14 protein-coding genes are annotated in these 17,227 nt (G+C 38.2%); 10 read left to right on the top strand and 4 right to left on the bottom strand.

The features are described 5' to 3' along the window. Positions 1-82 precede the first annotated feature (82 nt). The 3 genes from HPC67_RS04310 to HPC67_RS04300 all read right to left on the bottom strand — a co-directional run bounded on the left by HPC67_RS04310 (position 83) and on the right by HPC67_RS04300 (position 3,616). On the bottom strand, positions 83-916 hold the full coding sequence (locus tag HPC67_RS04310) for a carbohydrate ABC transporter permease (RefSeq protein WP_217586187.1): 834 nt from the start codon (positions 914-916) through the stop codon (positions 83-85). Positions 917-934: 18 nt separating this feature from the next. Further along, a complete protein-coding gene (locus tag HPC67_RS04305) occupies positions 935-2,152 on the bottom strand; it encodes a carbohydrate ABC transporter permease (protein WP_217586186.1) in 1,218 nt (405 codons plus the stop codon). A 189-nt stretch (positions 2,153-2,341) separates the two neighbouring features. Beyond that, entirely contained in the window at positions 2,342-3,616 is a 1,275-nt protein-coding gene (locus tag HPC67_RS04300) for an extracellular solute-binding protein (RefSeq protein WP_217586185.1), read from the bottom strand. A 116-nt stretch (positions 3,617-3,732) separates the two neighbouring features. On the opposite strand from HPC67_RS04300, the gene HPC67_RS04295 reads away from it, so the two are divergent. Continuing rightward, positions 3,733-4,476: a helix-turn-helix transcriptional regulator gene (locus HPC67_RS04295; protein ID WP_217586184.1), complete on the top strand. Its 744-nt coding sequence runs from the start codon at positions 3,733-3,735 to the stop codon at positions 4,474-4,476. 393 nt (positions 4,477-4,869) lie between these two features. Here HPC67_RS04295 and HPC67_RS04290 read toward each other — a convergent pair whose 3' ends face one another. Next, positions 4,870-5,487: a TetR/AcrR family transcriptional regulator gene (locus HPC67_RS04290; RefSeq protein ID WP_217586183.1), complete on the bottom strand. Its 618-nt coding sequence runs from the start codon at positions 5,485-5,487 to the stop codon at positions 4,870-4,872. 523 nt (positions 5,488-6,010) lie between these two features. Between HPC67_RS04290 and HPC67_RS15930 the strand changes: the two genes are divergently transcribed. The 9 genes from HPC67_RS15930 to neuB all read left to right on the top strand — a co-directional run bounded on the left by HPC67_RS15930 (position 6,011) and on the right by neuB (position 17,226). Beyond that, positions 6,011-7,750, top strand: coding sequence for a methyl-accepting chemotaxis protein (locus HPC67_RS15930; protein WP_343327804.1), 1,740 nt, complete (start codon positions 6,011-6,013; stop codon positions 7,748-7,750). 362 nt (positions 7,751-8,112) lie between these two features. Beyond that, positions 8,113-8,970, top strand: a complete 858-nt coding sequence (hag, locus tag HPC67_RS04280) for a flagellin Hag (RefSeq protein ID WP_217586182.1) — start codon at positions 8,113-8,115, stop codon at positions 8,968-8,970. A 242-nt stretch (positions 8,971-9,212) separates the two neighbouring features. Then, entirely contained in the window at positions 9,213-9,821 is a 609-nt protein-coding gene (locus tag HPC67_RS04275) for a hypothetical protein (RefSeq protein ID WP_217586181.1), read from the top strand. After that, complete coding sequence (locus HPC67_RS04270) at positions 9,811-11,667, top strand: motility associated factor glycosyltransferase family protein (RefSeq protein ID WP_217586180.1); 1,857 nt, start codon at positions 9,811-9,813, stop codon at positions 11,665-11,667. The genes HPC67_RS04275 and HPC67_RS04270 overlap by 11 nt, the downstream gene beginning before the upstream one ends. 22 nt (positions 11,668-11,689) lie before the next feature. After that, complete coding sequence (locus HPC67_RS04265; protein WP_217586179.1) at positions 11,690-12,790, top strand: DUF2920 family protein; 1,101 nt, start codon at positions 11,690-11,692, stop codon at positions 12,788-12,790. 24 nt (positions 12,791-12,814) lie between these two features. After that, the gene (locus HPC67_RS04260; RefSeq protein ID WP_217586178.1) at positions 12,815-13,795 is read left to right on the top strand and encodes an NAD-dependent 4,6-dehydratase LegB; all 981 of its coding nucleotides are present in this window, start codon (positions 12,815-12,817) and stop codon (positions 13,793-13,795) included. Positions 13,796-13,836: 41 nt separating this feature from the next. Beyond that, a complete protein-coding gene (locus HPC67_RS04255; RefSeq protein WP_217586177.1) occupies positions 13,837-15,015 on the top strand; it encodes a LegC family aminotransferase in 1,179 nt (392 codons plus the stop codon). Next, positions 15,002-16,162, top strand: a complete 1,161-nt coding sequence (gene neuC, locus HPC67_RS04250) for a UDP-N-acetylglucosamine 2-epimerase (RefSeq protein ID WP_217586176.1) — start codon at positions 15,002-15,004, stop codon at positions 16,160-16,162. The genes HPC67_RS04255 and neuC overlap by 14 nt, the downstream gene beginning before the upstream one ends. Further along, on the top strand, positions 16,159-17,226 hold the full coding sequence (neuB, locus tag HPC67_RS04245; RefSeq protein WP_217586175.1) for an N-acetylneuraminate synthase: 1,068 nt from the start codon (positions 16,159-16,161) through the stop codon (positions 17,224-17,226). Before neuC ends, neuB begins: the two co-directional genes overlap by 4 nt. The last annotated feature ends 1 nt before the right edge of the window (position 17,227 follow it).

Here is a 17,227-nt window from a genome sequence, read left to right as displayed (position 1 = left end):
TCTTTCGTATAACCATGACGGAGGCGTATGGTTGGCGGAGCATCTCATACGCCTATATTAAAAACAAAAGAGTCTATTGTACTTATTCCTTCACACCGCCTGAGGTTAATCCAGATACAATTTGCTTCTGAAAAACGAGGACGATAATCAGTGTTGGAATTGTTACGACGGCCGTAGCAGCAGCGACCTCTCCCCATAAAATACTAAATTGCGTTCTGAGGAAGGAGATGGCAACAGGAACCGTATGATAACTCGATTCAGAGTTCATCGTGATCGTTAATAGAAATTCATTCCAAGCAGCGATAAACGTAATAATTGCTGTTGTAAACACGCCAGGAGCAGCGAGTGGAAAGACGATTCGTGTTAATGTTTGAACACGAGATGCCCCGTCAATCGTTGCTGATTCCTCTAACGCGAGTGGAATTTGATTAAAATGCGTGACAAGAATCCACACAGCCATTGGCAGCGTAATCGTTGAGTAAGGCAGGACAATCATATAGCTGTTGAGCCAGCCGAGTTCATAAAATAAGTTGTAAACAGGCCCTGTAATGACCATTTGTGGGAACATAGACACCGCAAGGATAAGACCGAGCAAGATGCTTTTTCCTTTGAACGTAAACCTAGAAATGGCATACGCACAAAAGGTTGCGACGATGATGACATAAACCGTCGTAGTGGATGCGACAATCAAGCTGTTGAAAATGGCTTTTATAATGCCTTTCTCAAACAACACCGTCACATAGTTCGCAAACGTTGGATTGTCAGGAATAACGTTAAAGGCACCCGATCCGAATATTTCACCGCTCGATTTAAAAGAAGTGATGAAAATCCAGAAAAACGGGAAGACCATAATAAACAAATAGGCAATGACAATAAGGCCAAAGGAAAATAGAAATCGCTTTTTGGCTGTCGTCATAGTTCATTCACTCCTTTTCTAATTTCGATCGAGCAGATTCGTACCGAGTAAGCGGACGAAAATAATCGCGATAATTGCGACACATCCAAACATCAGCATAACAACGACAGACCCGTAGCCAAAGTTCGTTTGTCCGAACATGAGCTTATACGCGTAAATAGACATCGTTTCGGTTGCCCCACCAGGGCCCCCGCCTGTAAGGACGTAAATTAAATCGAAAACGCGAAATGCATCAAGTGTTCTAAATAACAGTGCAACGAGAATAGACGTTTTCAACAATGGTAGTGTGACACGGAAAAAGCTTTTAATTTTACCAGCACCATCAATTGAGGCAGCTTCATACAATGTTTTCGGGATGTTTTGTAAACCTGCAAGCAGAAGCAAAGCCATGTATGGTGTCGTTTTCCAAACATCGGCTAAAATTGTCGAAACCATCGCTCCGGTCCCGCTCAACAGTAAATCCTGTGACTGAGCAACAAAGCCGATATTTTCAAAAAAGTGGGCGACGATGCCACTGCTGCCATCGTATAAATAGCTCCACATCATTGCAGCAACCGCTGTCGGTATTGCCCAAGGAATGAGGGATGTTGTTCGAACGAAGCCTTGACCAAATATCGCTTTATTGAGAATGAGTGCAAGTCCGAGTCCGAGTACAAATTCTATCCCAACAGAAACGGTCGTAAATATGATTGTGTTCCATAATGCTGTTTGAATCCGTGCATCACCGAGTGCATCTTTGTAAGCACTAAGCCCCGTGAAGTTCGATGGAATTATACTATTTTTGAAGTCATCGACTAGGAGCGGGAGATTTTCTCCATGCGTGAGCGCGTACGTATTGTTCAAATTCGCAACAAGGTCTGCGGTTTGTTCATGAAGACCTTCAATCCGATCTCTTTCCTCTGAAGATATTTTGATGACGTCCGTTTTATCCTCATATACAGCGGCCAGCTCATCGATGTTAGTAATGGCGTCTTCAACAGCTTTTTGATCATTCGGTTCATCTATGTTGGCAAGATCTTCTTCGAGAAAAAGTGAGACATAAAGTGCTGTTTCATTAAACAGATTTGTATTGAACCGTTCATTTAAATAGAGTCCTGATTTTTGTGGGTCATTCAGTTTATAGTCAAACAGTGTATATGTCATCGACTGAACGACAGGCCATAAGGAAAACACGGCAATAAGTGCAATCGTCGGTACGATATACAGCCAGCCGGTAAATCCTGGCTTCTGTTTCATGACCATCACCTCTCTTATTCTGTGAATCTATTTTTCAAGAAACGATGTGTGAGTCTTCGAAGGTGTTGAAAAGCATATAGCGTATAAAGTGAAACATCATTACGTGGTCGTTCTAAAGCCCGCTAATCTGCGATAAAAAGCGAAACTTCCCATGAACGATGTCACAGGAAGTTTGCGCGTTGTCGCCTGTTATTCTGGCAGTATGCTCTCAATGCCAGACACAGCATCTTCCAATCCTTCGCCAGAGCTCAAATATTTATGGGCGTTGATCATAATTTCATCTGATACTTTATTATAGTCAGGTGAAACAGGGCGTGCGATCGTATTAGACAAGGCATTTTTGAATCCGTCATATGACAGCATGATGTTGGCATCCTTGACGTCTGCATCATCAAGCAATGTATTAAAGCCTGGGAGGTATCCGCCTTCTGTAGCCATGATCTTCTGTCCTGCTTCACCAGCGGCAAACTCAATAAATGCCCAAGCGCCGTCGATATGCTCGGAGTTTTTATTAATGCCGAGGAGCCAGCCGCCGACAGAGCCACCATTTGGAAGTGGTGCAATACCAACTTGGTCAGTCGTTATCGTGACACCATCTTCTTGCCCGTTGATACGACCGAATTGATATGGCCAATTTCGCGCAAAGACAGCATTACCTTGTTCAAAGTTCGTATGTGTTTCACCTTCAGTGTAGTTTAATAGATCGTCAGGTGAAAAATCAGCCGCAGTAAATTGGTGCATCATTTCAAGGCCTGTATCAATATTTGCGAAAGCACTTGTGAATTCGTTGACGTTAACTGTTAAACCTTCATATTGTTTGGATTGATAAAGGAAACCATATTTTGTATCTGCTTCACCTGTATACGTTTCGGCCATATTGAATAGGTCCTCGTACGTATAGTCACCACTGTCAAGCATCGCAGCATCTTCTTCACTCACGATATCGCTACGGTAATAAAGTAAACCTAAATCAGGGAAGAATGGCAAAGTGTATTGCTTACCCTTGTAGTTTCCTGATGCCATTGAACCCGCATTAAACTGATCCTTACTATACTCAGCATCTTTCATAAGCACATCAATTGGTTCGAGGAAGCCAGCCCCAGCGAACTCACCAGCCCAAACGACGTCAAGTGATAACACATCATACTCACTTGAACCACTCGTTAAAGAATTTAAGAGCTGATCATGCATTTGTGCCGAGTCGTTCGTTAATGGATCCCATTCAACTGTGTAATCATCTTGACTGTCATTAAAAGCTGCAATCAATTGCTCAGTTGCGGGGGTGTTATCATTTTGAGCACCAAATTTGATCGTGACACGTTCTGTCTCTTTACCATCACCATCGTCATTTCCAGCATTCGCGTTGTTATCACCGTTCCCATTATCGCCACTACAAGCCGCCAAAACGAGTACAAAAATGATTGACAACAACCAAAACCCTTTTTTCCAATTTTTTATAGTCATTGGTAGACCTCCTTTTAATATCTGCTTTCAGTGTAAGTGCTTTCATGATATAGTTATATCATAAACTTATGATATTTGTTGTAAATTTACCATTAATTGTGAATGGAGAGATGGACTTGCAACAATCAAAGATTAATCAGGAAGTCATTCGTCAATTCTTGGAAGCACGTCAGGAAAATGAAGAACGTTTATTTGCACATCCATCATACACGCTGGAACAAGAATTGTTATATTGGTTGAAATTAACGAACGAAGAACGCGCTGCTCGAGTATTGGATCAGATTAACAATTTACAAAAAGCGCGTCTATCTAATAACCCGATTCGTTCCTTAAAAAACTCACTGATTTGCTCATGCACGTTATTTACAAGAGCAACGATCCAAGCGAGCGTAGCACCGGAATATGCGTATGATATGAGCGATGTGTTTATTCGCAAAATCGAAGCGACGGACTCACTCCATGCATTACAAAGCCTTGAATACGATATGCTGCACCACTTTATTCAAGCGATACGCGATTATCAGCAAAAGCCTTTTCAAAATCAAATTGTAAACCGCGCTATTCAATATATTCATGACAACATATTACAGCCCCTAACGTTAGAGGAAATTGCAGAGGCGACAAATGTCAGTCCAAACTATTTATCTGCTTTATTCCATTCCGTCGTCGGCATTAGATTAAAAGCATACATTAATCGGAAGAAAGTGGATGACTCGAAATACTTTCTCTTACATACCGATTCCACGCTACTCGATATCGCGCTGTTATTCGGATTTTGTAATCAGAGCTATTACACAAGCTTGTTCAAGCGGTACAACAGTATGACCCCAGCAGCGTTCAGGAGGAAGGAAGTAGGATGATAGATTTTAGAATGTATGGCATGGACCTGAGAGGCTGAGGCAATTTGAAACAGAAAGTGAAATAGATTAGGAGTAAGGCAGAAACTCCGTGGAAATAGAAGGAAAAATGAGGGAGGCGCGCAGCAGAAACAGAGACAGACGCAGCATGCAGACACAGAAACGCGGCAGATGGAAATAGAAACGCATAAAATGAATTCCACCCGCATATAAGAAGAAAGCCCCGCAAATATCTCGAACGAGCCGCATATGCTCCTAAACGGCCGCATATATAGAGATCAAGCCGCATAACCGATAATCCACACGCATAAATTCCAAAACAGCCGCATACCAATCCTACTCACATGATCAAATAGAAGACGGAAGTGCCTGCTTGGCCACTTCCGTCTTCTGTCCTTATGACGTTCTCGATGAAGTCATAGAATCCGTAATATATGTTTTATCAAGGTCATGATTTAAAATTTTGACAAGCTGTTTGGCCATTTGTTCTGGTGAGGGCTTCAAATCATTTTCAATCCAATCAATGATGATCCCTAAAATACCATTCGCATAAAAGGACGTGTATAACGTATGATCCAGTTCCCTGTCGCCAGATACGATCCGTTCAATATCCTCTTTGAAAAAACGCGTGAGTGATTGTAAAAACGTATCCTTAAAATGAGGTAAGGCGACGAATTTCTTCCATAAACGATAAAACCTTTTATTTGCATAAATGTGTTCAAAAACGATGATATCATCTGGTGACAGCGTGAGCATATCAATAACCGGACTTTTTTTATAAGGATATTTAAATGCCTCTATTAAAGTAGCAATTTGCTCTAAAATAATTTCTTTTACAAGCTGGTCTTTATCGTCGTAATATCGGTAAAACGTCGCCCGATTATATTCAGCCTGTGCGACAATATCAGTCACTGTAATATTTGAAAAGTCTTGTTCACCCATTAAATCGAGCAATGCTTCTTGAAATAATCGTTTTGTTCGACGCACCCGCCGATCCACTTTTCTCTCTGTCATACTATTATCTCCCCCAAAAATATTAACATAATCAACTCACATATAAACACCCTATACTGATCATAAGGACTTTTCTAATAATTAAAATGTAAAAAAATCATGATGCAAAGGTAAGTGGTGCCATGTTTTGTACGTGGAACATCTCATGAGCATATCGAGCTTGTATATATGAAATCTATCTTTACATGCATAGAGCCTATTATTTAAGTACCAAGTATAACACTTTTTTGAAAATAATTGTGAGTCTTTTTTTGGGGGGAGATGTTTGGAGGTATCGAGGGAGATTTTGTTCAAGTATCTCCAAAATGGATCAAGGTATATTAGTTTAATAACGATCACAGTAAAAGAAAACATTGAATTGGCAATGGTTTGAATGATGCCAAAACAAACATGTACATTATATTACAATGAAAATTATAACATATAAAAAGTATATTCACACAATGTCGGATTTCGTCGATAAAATGTATATCTTATCATCTTTAGCACTTGGAGGCGTCCCAAATGTGACGAAAAATAAACTATAATCACTTCATGTACCAACAAGCAGTTAAATAAGGGAGATGGTCTTATTAAAACACTTATACAGTTTAAAAGCATATCGAAGAAAATTTTATTTGGTTTTAGCATCATCATTTTTTTTGCTGGTGTAATGGGGGCGTATAACTACTTTTCGACAGAAACGATAAACGAAGATGTTGATCAAATGATTTCTGAACAGGTGCCATTAGTGATTATGTATGAACAACTGACGACCAAAATGTTTGAAAGCGCCTCTCTCGTACGGGGGTATTTTTTGTATCAAGATGATTCATTAAAAGAGGATTATGAACTTACGCTTCAAGAGATTAAGGACATAGAACAAGATATTTCTAAGGTTAATCAATCTGAACAGAATACGGATTTAATTACAAAACGTCAAGACTGGGAAGATACGATCGATCAGGCGATCAGTGAATTTGATCGTGGTGACGAAACGGGCGCCCTAAATACGTTAACAGGGTTAAAAACCATTACAAGCGACATTCAAGATGGATATCGTGCCATTGCGACAACAAGAGAAGAAGCGATTTTGACAGATGGTCAATCGGTCATCTCGAAAGGGAAACGGGCTATTTTGATCACACTCATAACCTCCATCATGGCTTTTTCTGGTGGTATTATCATTGCCCTGATTACAGCCCGGTCCATTTCAAAACCATTGAACGTCTTGAAAGATCGGATGGAGGCCGTTTCAAATGGTGATTTAAGCCATGAGCCACTCGTTATTCATGCAAAAGACGAGGTCGCTCAACTCATGGAAATGACAAATGTGATGTCCAATAACAACAAGCGTTTGCTAAGGAATATTAGCAGCGTTTCTGAGACGGTTTCCAGTCAAAGCGAAGAGCTCACACAATCTGCAAGTGAGGTCAAAGCCGGTACAGAGCAAGTCGCCGTTACAATGGAAGAGCTTGCACAAGCGGCAGAAAGACAAGCAAACAGTGCAGGGGATTTAGCGAGCGTGATGAATACATTTACCAACAGCGTTGAGGGTGTCAGTCAACATGGCAAGCAGGTAGAAGAAAATTCACAGCACGTACTTCAATTGACTACGCAAGGCACGCAATTAATGCATACATCAACAGAACAAATGGCAGCAATTGATCATATTGTAAAAGATGCTGTTCAAAAGATGCAATTGCTTGATCAGCAATCACAACAGATCTCTAAGCTAGTCGATGTCATTCGTGATGTCGCCGATCAGACGAATTTGCTAGCATTAAACGCGGCGATTGAAGCGGCTCGAGCGGGCGAAAGCGGAAAAGGGTTTGCTGTTGTAGCAGACGAGGTGAGAAAACTAGCCGAACAAGTCGCATTGTCGGTAAACGACATTACGGGCATTGTGACGACGATACAGACCGAATCAAATGCGGTAGCTGACTCACTCGATGAAGGTTATAAACAAGTTGAAGCCGGAAGTCAGCAGCTTCTAACGACAAGCGATACGTTCAATCAAATTCGCGATGCGATAACAGGTATGGCGACGAATATTAATCAAATTGTCGACCAGCTGGCTGACATTACGGCAGGCAGTCAGGAGATGGGTGGATCAATTGATGAAATTGCCTCTGTTTCAGAAGAAGCCGCAGCAGGTGTAGAAGAAACAGCTGCTTCAGCCGAACAAGCCAGCAGTTCTATGGAGGAAGTTGCAGCAAGCTCATCACAATTGGCGGAACTCGCGGAGAATTTGAATGGATTGGTGGGAAGGTTTAAGTTGTAGCGGGTGAAGAAATGGGGCATTTGAGTGTGCTGTGTCTCTACAATAAACAACGACAAGTAATACGCAACTCTTCATTAAATCGTATCAGGTAAAGATATAGACTGGGATTTATTAACTTTTTTCATTAAAAAGGTTAAACATATAGAAAACATGCCGATATAAAGGTTGAGTTCTAAAAAAGTGACAGCATGCTTTGGACAAGCATGTACGTGCTGTGGGCGTGTGCACACCCGCACGTCACGTTAGGACAAGCATCGAAAGGGATGCAAAAAATGAGTTAATAACGCCTTTTTATAGGTGTTGTTATAAATATGGGACACAAGGACGTGACCCAAAAATAAAAACATGGAGGTAGATTGATCATGATTATCAATCACAATATTTCGGCGCTTAACACACATCGTCAGTTGGGTGCAAACAACAGTGCTGTACAAAATTCATTGGAGAAATTGTCTTCAGGTTTACGTATTAACCGTGCTGGCGATGACGCAGCAGGTCTTGCTATTTCTGAAAAAATGCGCGGGCAGATTAAAGGGTTAGAAATGGCATCTAAAAATTCCCAGGACGGAATTAGCTTGATTCAAACTGCTGAAGGTGCACTTACAGAAACACATTCAATTCTTCAGCGTATGCGTGAATTGACTGTACAAGCAGGTAACGTAGGGACACAAGAAGGTGATGATTTACAGGCGATTCAAGACGAAATGGATGCACTAATTGAAGAAATTGATGGTATTTCTGCAAGAACTGAATTTAACGGAAAAACATTATTAGATGGTTCATTCAGTGGTGCTACCAATGAATTGATTTTTCAAATAGGTGCCAATATTGGTCAATCATTAGGTGTCAATATTAGTGATATGTCTGCTTCAGGTCTTGGAGTTGATGCTGTAGATGTGGCCGCTTTCTCTGGTGTAACTGATCCAGCAGCTTTAAGTGGTCTTGTTTCAGGAGCTTTGGGTAGTATAGATGCTGCTATTACGAGTGTTTCTAAACAGCGTTCTGAATTAGGTGCTGTTCAAAATCGTCTTGAGCACACAATTAACAACTTAGGTGCATCACAAGAAAACTTAACAGCAGCTGAATCACGTATTAGAGACGTGGATATGGCTAAGGAAATGATGGAGTTCACAAAGAACAACATCTTGACTCAGGCATCACAAGCTATGTTGGCTCAAGCAAATCAAACTCCTCAGGGAGTACTTCAACTCTTACGTTAATTCAATTAAAAAGAAGGGAGCCCACCATTATGGAGGGCTTCTTTTATTTGGTCATAAGACACTGAATAATATAAATAATCACATTATGTTACTGGGATTAAGTGAATGTGATCATACAAATATCCCTCATGACGTGTGATTAAACAAGAACATTAAATTCTCCCTATTGAAATTCGCATCTATTAAACCGATAATATTTAATATACATACTAACGACAAAATCCGACATATTGGAGGCTGCTATGCAATTAATACATAAACAAGAACGCACAGAACTCGAAAATGATACGTCTGCGATCAAACAAATACTTATAAAAGTCAGTGAGTTAATCGAGCAAGAGAATGTTGTGTTTAGTCATTTACTTGTTGATGAGGTTGAGGTATACGACAATCATGAAGCTTACATCAAGGAACGTATCAATGAAATTATGGCTATCGAAATTGTGACAAAAACCCCGAGTGAAATGATCTGGGAAACAATGGATTCAATTTATGGATATCTTGGGCGAGCCATTCCTGCTTTGAAAAACCTCGTGGATGAAAGTTATGATCATTTTAATGATGAGACTTGGACAGGTATTGATCAATTAGCGGAAGGTATGCAGTGGATTATACAGTTTAAAGCATATGTGGAAGCTACTGAAGAACAGCCTGATCATTGGCAAGAAATTAATCAACACATTGTAGCTTGTGAAAGTGGTTTTGTGCCCTTGCTTGAAGCGGTTCAGACAAGAGATACTGTTTTAATTACCGATATTTTAGCATATGAAATTACGCCTGCTTATGAAGGGTTAGAAAGAGTTATCGGAGAGTCGCTTAAAAATAAGGAGTCTATGAAACATGTTAATTGATAATATTATGTTGTTACGTGAGAGGTACCCTCATATTCGCCGCTATTTTGCAGAACGTGAAACTGATTTAAACACGCATATTGAGGTCATCGAATCACGATCGGGTTCGCAAACGATACGTATTAAAGAAAACGAGTCGAAAAGTCTTATGGTTCATAGTATGTATGACCCTGTGCGTGAGGCTGAACGCGTTATTGCCTCACATCAGGACAAGATTACGGACGATACACATGTGTTTTTTTATGGCATTGGCATGGGGTATCATATTGAAGCATTTATTGAGCAATATCCAAACCATAGCTTTTCACTTTATGAACCATTGCCAGAGATATTTTACGAGATGACCAGTCATCGGCCACTTGATCAGATATTAACAAAGAAGATTAAAAATCTGTATGTGGATATAGATAGTGCCACTACAAAACCATATTTGAATGAGTTTAATGTAAGTAATCGAAATATACAGATTATCGCTTTGCCAAGCTATAAAAACATTGCTAAAGAAAAGTATGACCAATTTCATAGCGATATCAGACGTGCGATTTTAAACAGACGTACAGCTTTACATACTAATATGAATTACCAAAAAACGTGGGTGAGTAACAGTTTAATGAATTTCTCTACAGTCTTGGCAACGCCTAATATTGTAAAAGACACAGAAGAGAGTGACTTTAAAGACAAGCCCGCAATCATCGTTTCAGCAGGTCCATCACTTTCAGAAGACATTGAACATATTCGTTACATTAAAGAAAATAACTTGGCATACATTTTTTCAGTTGGGTCTGCTATAAATACATTAATAGAATATGACGTATTACCAGATGCTGTTTTTACATATGACCCAGGAACATTGAATCAGAAAGTATTTGAGAAAATGATTGCTCACAATATAGATGATATACCCATGGTCTTTGGCTCAAGTGTAGGTTATGAAACACTTGAAAAATACACTGGTCCTAAAGCACATTTTATTACATCACAGGATCGGACATCATTGTATTTCTTACGCGATCAATTGAATTTGGAACAGGATCTCATCCTGGATTCACCCTCTATCGCTGTGATGGCGTTCCAAATTTTAAATAAGCTAGGTGCTAATCCAATCGTATTTGCCGGTCAAAACTTGGGTTATCTTTATGACCGTCTGTATTCAAAAGGTATTGAGTATGATCATGTAGATTCTACTGTGGATAAAACTAAGCTTGATAAAGCAGTAATTACGAAAGACGTGTATGGTAATGATATTAAAACAACACATTCTTTTGAAAGTATGCGTCTAAGTATAGAAAAATTTGCTGAGCATTATAAAGGAAATACCTTTATAAACACAACAAAGGGTGGCGCAGCGATAAAAGGCGTGCCATTTCAACCTATTGAAGACGTTATTAAGAATACGCTCAACACACCAATTGAAAAAACAGCCTGGTGGTTAAACTCTAAAAATAATTATGACAATCGTCATATACAGGATAAGTTTAAAGATATTCATAAACATATAGAGAACTTTCACAAGCAACTTACTCGCTTTGAAAACGTGCTAAAATTAATTAATACGCATACAAAAGTAAAAAACAAATCAAAGGTACTTGACGGTCTTACACAATTTGACACGTTATACAATAATCTTAACAGCAACTTATATTATAGCAATTTCCTATCATTTTATATTCGTGTTCATGTTGAATATTTATCAAATGACATTAAGAGATTAAACAGTGAGCCAGACTTATTTGTAAAAGGAATGGAAGTTGTAAAGGCAGTTGAGGTGTTTGTTCAAAGGTGTAGAGAAGGTAGTGCAGAATTAGAGGAAATAATAAAAACTGTTAATTTTAAGTTGAATCAATAGATTTATTCAAAAGGAGATTATTTTGGCTGAATCACATGAATTAACCATACCAGCACATTTTAATATTTACACAGGTAAACAATATAATAGGGACTTAAATGTTTATTTTTCTGTTCCTAATCAGGGTGTCAATCATGAAACTGGATTATTATTATTAATCTCTGGTTTTGGAGCTAAAGCACAATCAAACGTTTACAGAAAAATGAGAGAGCAATTCGCTGACCATCACAATTTAGTTACAATTCAATGCGACTATTTTGGCTGTGAATACATGCAAGCTGCGAACAATATTCAAGTGAAAAATAGTGATGCTTTAGAAAAAATAATGTCAAAAGAAGATTATGAGAGCTTGCGGCCCAATATGAATCGTGCTCAGGACCTCTTAGCTTGTTTATCTGATTATGAATGTATCGTTGGTGCTGTGGAACAGTTAAATGAAAGTGAAGCCTCTTTTAATGACATGGGTTTTATGCAAGCTCTAGATTTGTTATCAGCTTTATATGCCGTAAAAATCATATTACGAGATAATGAGTTTGTCTATAATGAAGATCGCGTTATTGCGTATGGCCACTCACATGGAGCATTTCTTGCTTACTTATGTAATCGCATGGCACCGTATGATTTTTCTTTAATTATTGATAACTCAGCGTGGTTAAAACCCGGTTATTTTTATGCTTCTCGATATGTAAACCAACAAAAAGGTAACGTATTGCTGCAAACCGAGTTTAATTATTTAGCACGCCAAATAAACTATGATAAAGAATTGTTATCACTCCCCAAGCTGTATAAGGGCTTCGAGAATAACACGCTCATTATAGCTTATCAAGGTGTGGCAGATGCGTTAGTTAACTATAAAGAAAAAGAACGATTTTGTAACAGTGTAGATCATTGTATATTCAACCTTATTGATGAAGAAGCTATTGACTATGAGATGTTTTATTCGACAAACCATGGTCTAAAGGCTGATTTTATCAAGCTTTTTGATGATATTATGAACAAGCAATATTTAAAAAGCTTACACAATCATTCTTGTTCTAGAGATAGTAATATTGAGATTCATTATAACAACAGAATTTATTCAATAAGTTATGATCGCGGATTACCTGTTATGGGTATTAAATAAAAATAGTGATAGAGAGGTCGTCGTATGTCAAACATATTGGTAACAGGTGCAGATGGTTTTATAGGGAGTCACCTAACAGAAGACCTTGTAAGAAGAGGTTATAATGTAAAGGCGTTTGCTTATTATAATTCATTTAATAGCTGGGGATGGCTTGACACATTGCCTCCAGAGATCATGAAACAGGTTGATGTTTTCACTGGTGATATTAGAGATCCAAATGGTGTAAAACAAGCGATGAAAAATGTGGATGAGGTCTATCATTTAGCAGCTTTGATTGCTATACCATTTAGTTATCACTCACCAGATACATATGTAGATACTAATATTAAAGGTACTTTAAATGTTCTTCAAGCCGCAAGAGAATTGGAAACATCTCGACTTCTGATCACTTCTACATCAGAAGTGTATGGAACAGCACAATATGTCCCTATTGACGAACAACATCCTTTTCAGGGGCAATCACCTTATTCAGCTACAAAAATAGGTGCTGATCGCTTAGCTGAATCCTTCTATAGAAGTTTTGATATGCCAATAACGATTGTACGTCCATTTAATACATATGGTCCTAGGCAATCTGCAAGAGCAGTTATTCCAACGATTATAACTCAACTATTAGCAGGAAAAAAAGAAATACAGTTAGGGTCAATAACGCCAACGAGAGATTTTAATTATGTGAAAGATACTGTTAATGGATTTATTGAAATTGCCAAATCAGAACAAACAATCGGTGAAGAAATTAATATCGCGACCCAACAGGAAGTATCTATTGGTGATTTAGCAAGTGAGCTTATCCATCAGATCAATCCCAATGCAAAGATCATATGTGATGACCAAAGATTAAGACCGGAAAACAGTGAAGTGAATCGATTGCTTGGCTCAAATAAAAAGATAAAAGAGTTAACAGCATGGGAGCAAAACTACTCACTTGAAGAAGGATTAGCCGAAACGATAGATTTTTTCCGTCAACATATAGGTGCCTACAAAACAGATATATACAATATCTAAAAGAATATCGTAATTATTATTTTATAAGGCAGATGTTAAAAATGGATAATGTTTGGAAAGATATCGCACGAAAAATTCATAAATTACACCAACAAAAAGAGATTCTCCCTTTACATGAACCAAGCTTTATAGGCAATGAAAAAGCTTATGTAATGGATTGTATTGAGGCTGGTTGGGTTTCTTCAGTTGGTAAGTATGTTGATAGATTTGAAGAAAAATTAGCAGAATATACAGGTGTGGAGCGAGCAATTGCTGTAATGAATGGTACCGCAGCTTTGCATGTTGCTTTAAAACTAGTTGGTGTGAAGCCGGCTGATGAAGTGCTCGTACCATCTTTGACATTTGTAGCTACCGCCAACGCTGTAACATATTGTGGTGCAGAGCCTCATTTTGTTGATGTATCAAGAGAGACATTAGGGATGGATCCATATAAGCTGGACGCACACTTACAGGAAATCTCCTTTATGAAAGGGCAGAACTGCGTTAATAAAGTTACAGGTAATATCATTCGTGCTGTTGTTCCGATGCACACTTTTGGGCACTCGGTTGATATGGATCCGCTAATAGACGTTTGTAGTCGATATAATATTACAGTGGTAGAGGATGCCGCAGAATCTTTAGGATCATTTTACAAAGGAAAACATACAGGAAATTTCGGTAAAGTAGCTGCTTTAAGCTTTAATGGCAATAAAATCATTACAACAGGCGGTGGTGGTGCTATTCTGACAAATGACTATGATTTAGCTGATTATGCTAAGCATATTACAACCACTGCTAAATTACCCCATGCGTGGGATTATGTTCATGATGATATAGGCTACAACTACCGTATGCCAAATATAAATGCAGCTTTAGGATGTGCACAGCTAGAACAGATAGATGAATATTTGCACCAAAAGCGTATTCTAACAAAAAAATACGAACAGATCTTTCGTGAGTATCCTGGTATTAAGCTCTTTAAGGAAAATAATGATTCTCACAGTAACTATTGGTTGCAAGCGATTTTATTAGATCAAGAAAGGTATGATTTTTCAAAGGTTCTTAAAGAATTGCATGAAGAGAAAATTATGGCTCGGCCTATTTGGAAGCCACTTCATTTGTTACAACCATTTGCTGATTGTCAAAAGTCTGATTTGTCAATAACAATCCAATTACAAAAGGAAATTATTAATCTACCAAGTAGCCCTTATTTAGGAGGCGACAATAGTGGACAAGCGTAAGATTTGCGTCGTAACAGGTACCCGTGCAGAATATGGCTTACTTTATTGGCTAATGCGCCAAATTCAAAGTGATCCAGATCTAGAATTACAACTTATTGTTACCGGAATGCATCTGTCGCCTGAATTCGGATTAACGTATAAAGAAATTGAAAAAGACGGTTTTGTAATAGATGAAAAGGTTGAAATGCTTCTTTCCAGTGATACGTCGGTAGGAACTGTAAAGTCATTAGGGATGGGTGTTGTAGGCTTTGCAGACTCTTTATCAAGATTGCAGCCTGATATTGTAGTGATCTTAGGAGATCGTTTTGAAGCTTTGGCTGGTGCACAATCAGCTATGATTTTAAAAATACCAATAGCTCATATACATGGTGGGGAAATTACACATGGTGCATATGATGATTCAATAAGACATGCAATAACGAAGATGAGTACGTTCCACTTTGTGACCACTGAGGAACATCGACAAAGAGTGATAAGGCTCGGAGAACATTATAAAAGAGTACATAATGTGGGTGCGTTAGGTGTAGAAACAATAAAAAAGATGAATTTATATACTAAACAAGATATAGAAGGTAAATTAATGATGAAGCTTAACAGCCCATTATTATTAATCACACACCACCCTACCACCTTAGCGTCAAATCCATGTGAAGGTACAAATGAACTATTGGAAGCATTAAACGAGTTTAAAGATGCTACGTTTATATTTACTAAAGCGAATGCAGATAGTGAAGGACGGCGAATTAATGAAATGATAAACGATTTCGTCGCTCAAAATCCACACAACAGTAGATTGTTCGATTCATTAGGACAACGTTTGTATACAAGTGTTCTTAAAATAGCTGATGCTGTAGTTGGGAATTCATCAAGTGGTTTATTGGAAGCAGCCTATGTAAATACCCCAACGGTTAACATTGGCAATAGGCAAAAAGGAAGAGCGAGACCAAATTCAGTTATAGACTGTGCAGCAAATCCTAACGAGATCACTTTAGCGATTCGTAAGGCTTTATCGTTTAAGTTTAATGATGAAGGTTTAAGTTATAGAATTTTTGGTGAAGGTGAGACTTCCGTAAGGATAAAGGACGTATTGAAACAAGCTGATATAAAGTCGACGGTTAAAGCATTTTACGATGGAGGAATAGTATGACGAAAACATTTATTATTGCTGAAGCTGGGGTCAATCACAACGGTTCATTAGACTTGGCATTTAAACTTGTTGATGCTGCAGTTAATGCTCAAGCTGATGCTATAAAGTTTCAAACGTTTAAAACTGAAAATTTAGTAACTAAGTCAGCAGAGCAAGCAGACTATCAAAAAAAGAATATTGGCAAGGTCTCTTCTCAATACGACATGCTTAAAAAGCTGGAATTAAGCTATAGAGAATTTATAGAACTCAAACAGTACTGCGATAAAAAAGGTATTATGTTTTTGTCAACCCCATTTGACTTAGAAAGTGTGGATTTTTTAGTTCATGACTTGAATTTATCACTTATGAAAATAGCATCTGGAGAAATTACTAATGCACCTTATTTATACCAAATTGCAAACCTGGGTGTGGATGTAATTCTATCTACCGGCATGGCAACAGTTGAGGAAATACACAATGCGCTTGCTTTTTTAGCTTATGGTTATCAAAAAAAAGAAAATATCACTTTTAAAAATGCCAGACAATATTATAAAACTAAGGAAGCAAAGGACGTATTAAAAGGAAAAGTAAGTATTTTGCATTGTACATCAGAATATCCAACACCATATGAAGAAATAAATTTAAATACAATAGAATACATAAAAGAAAAATTTGATTTGCCAACTGGTCTGTCAGATCATTCGCAAGGTATTATAGCGCCCGTAGCAGCAGTTGCAAAAGGAGCTTGTATAATAGAAAAACATTTTACTCTAGATAAAAAAATGGATGGACCTGATCATAAAGCCTCACTAGATCCTCTTGAATTAAAGGAAATGGTGGAATCTATTAGAATAACAGAAAAGGCATTAGGTGATTGGGAGAAAAAGCCTATAGAAATAGAATTAAAGAATAGAGAAGTAGCAAGAAAGAGTTTAGTGGCATCATGTCGAATTAAACGTGGAGAAACTTTCTCCTCAAATAACTTAACGGTCAAACGTCCTGGGACTGGAGTGGCACCTTATTACTATTGGGACTGTATCGGAAAGACTGCAACCAGAAACTATGAAAAAGATGAGATGATTTAGA

This window comes from Lentibacillus saliphilus, from assembly GCF_019093865.1.
GTDB classification, from domain to species: Bacteria; Bacillota; Bacilli; order Bacillales; family Amphibacillaceae; genus Lentibacillus_B; species Lentibacillus_B saliphilus.
The sequence above is the reverse complement of the archived record's forward strand: the minus strand, read 5'-3'. Positions and strand labels throughout refer to the sequence as shown.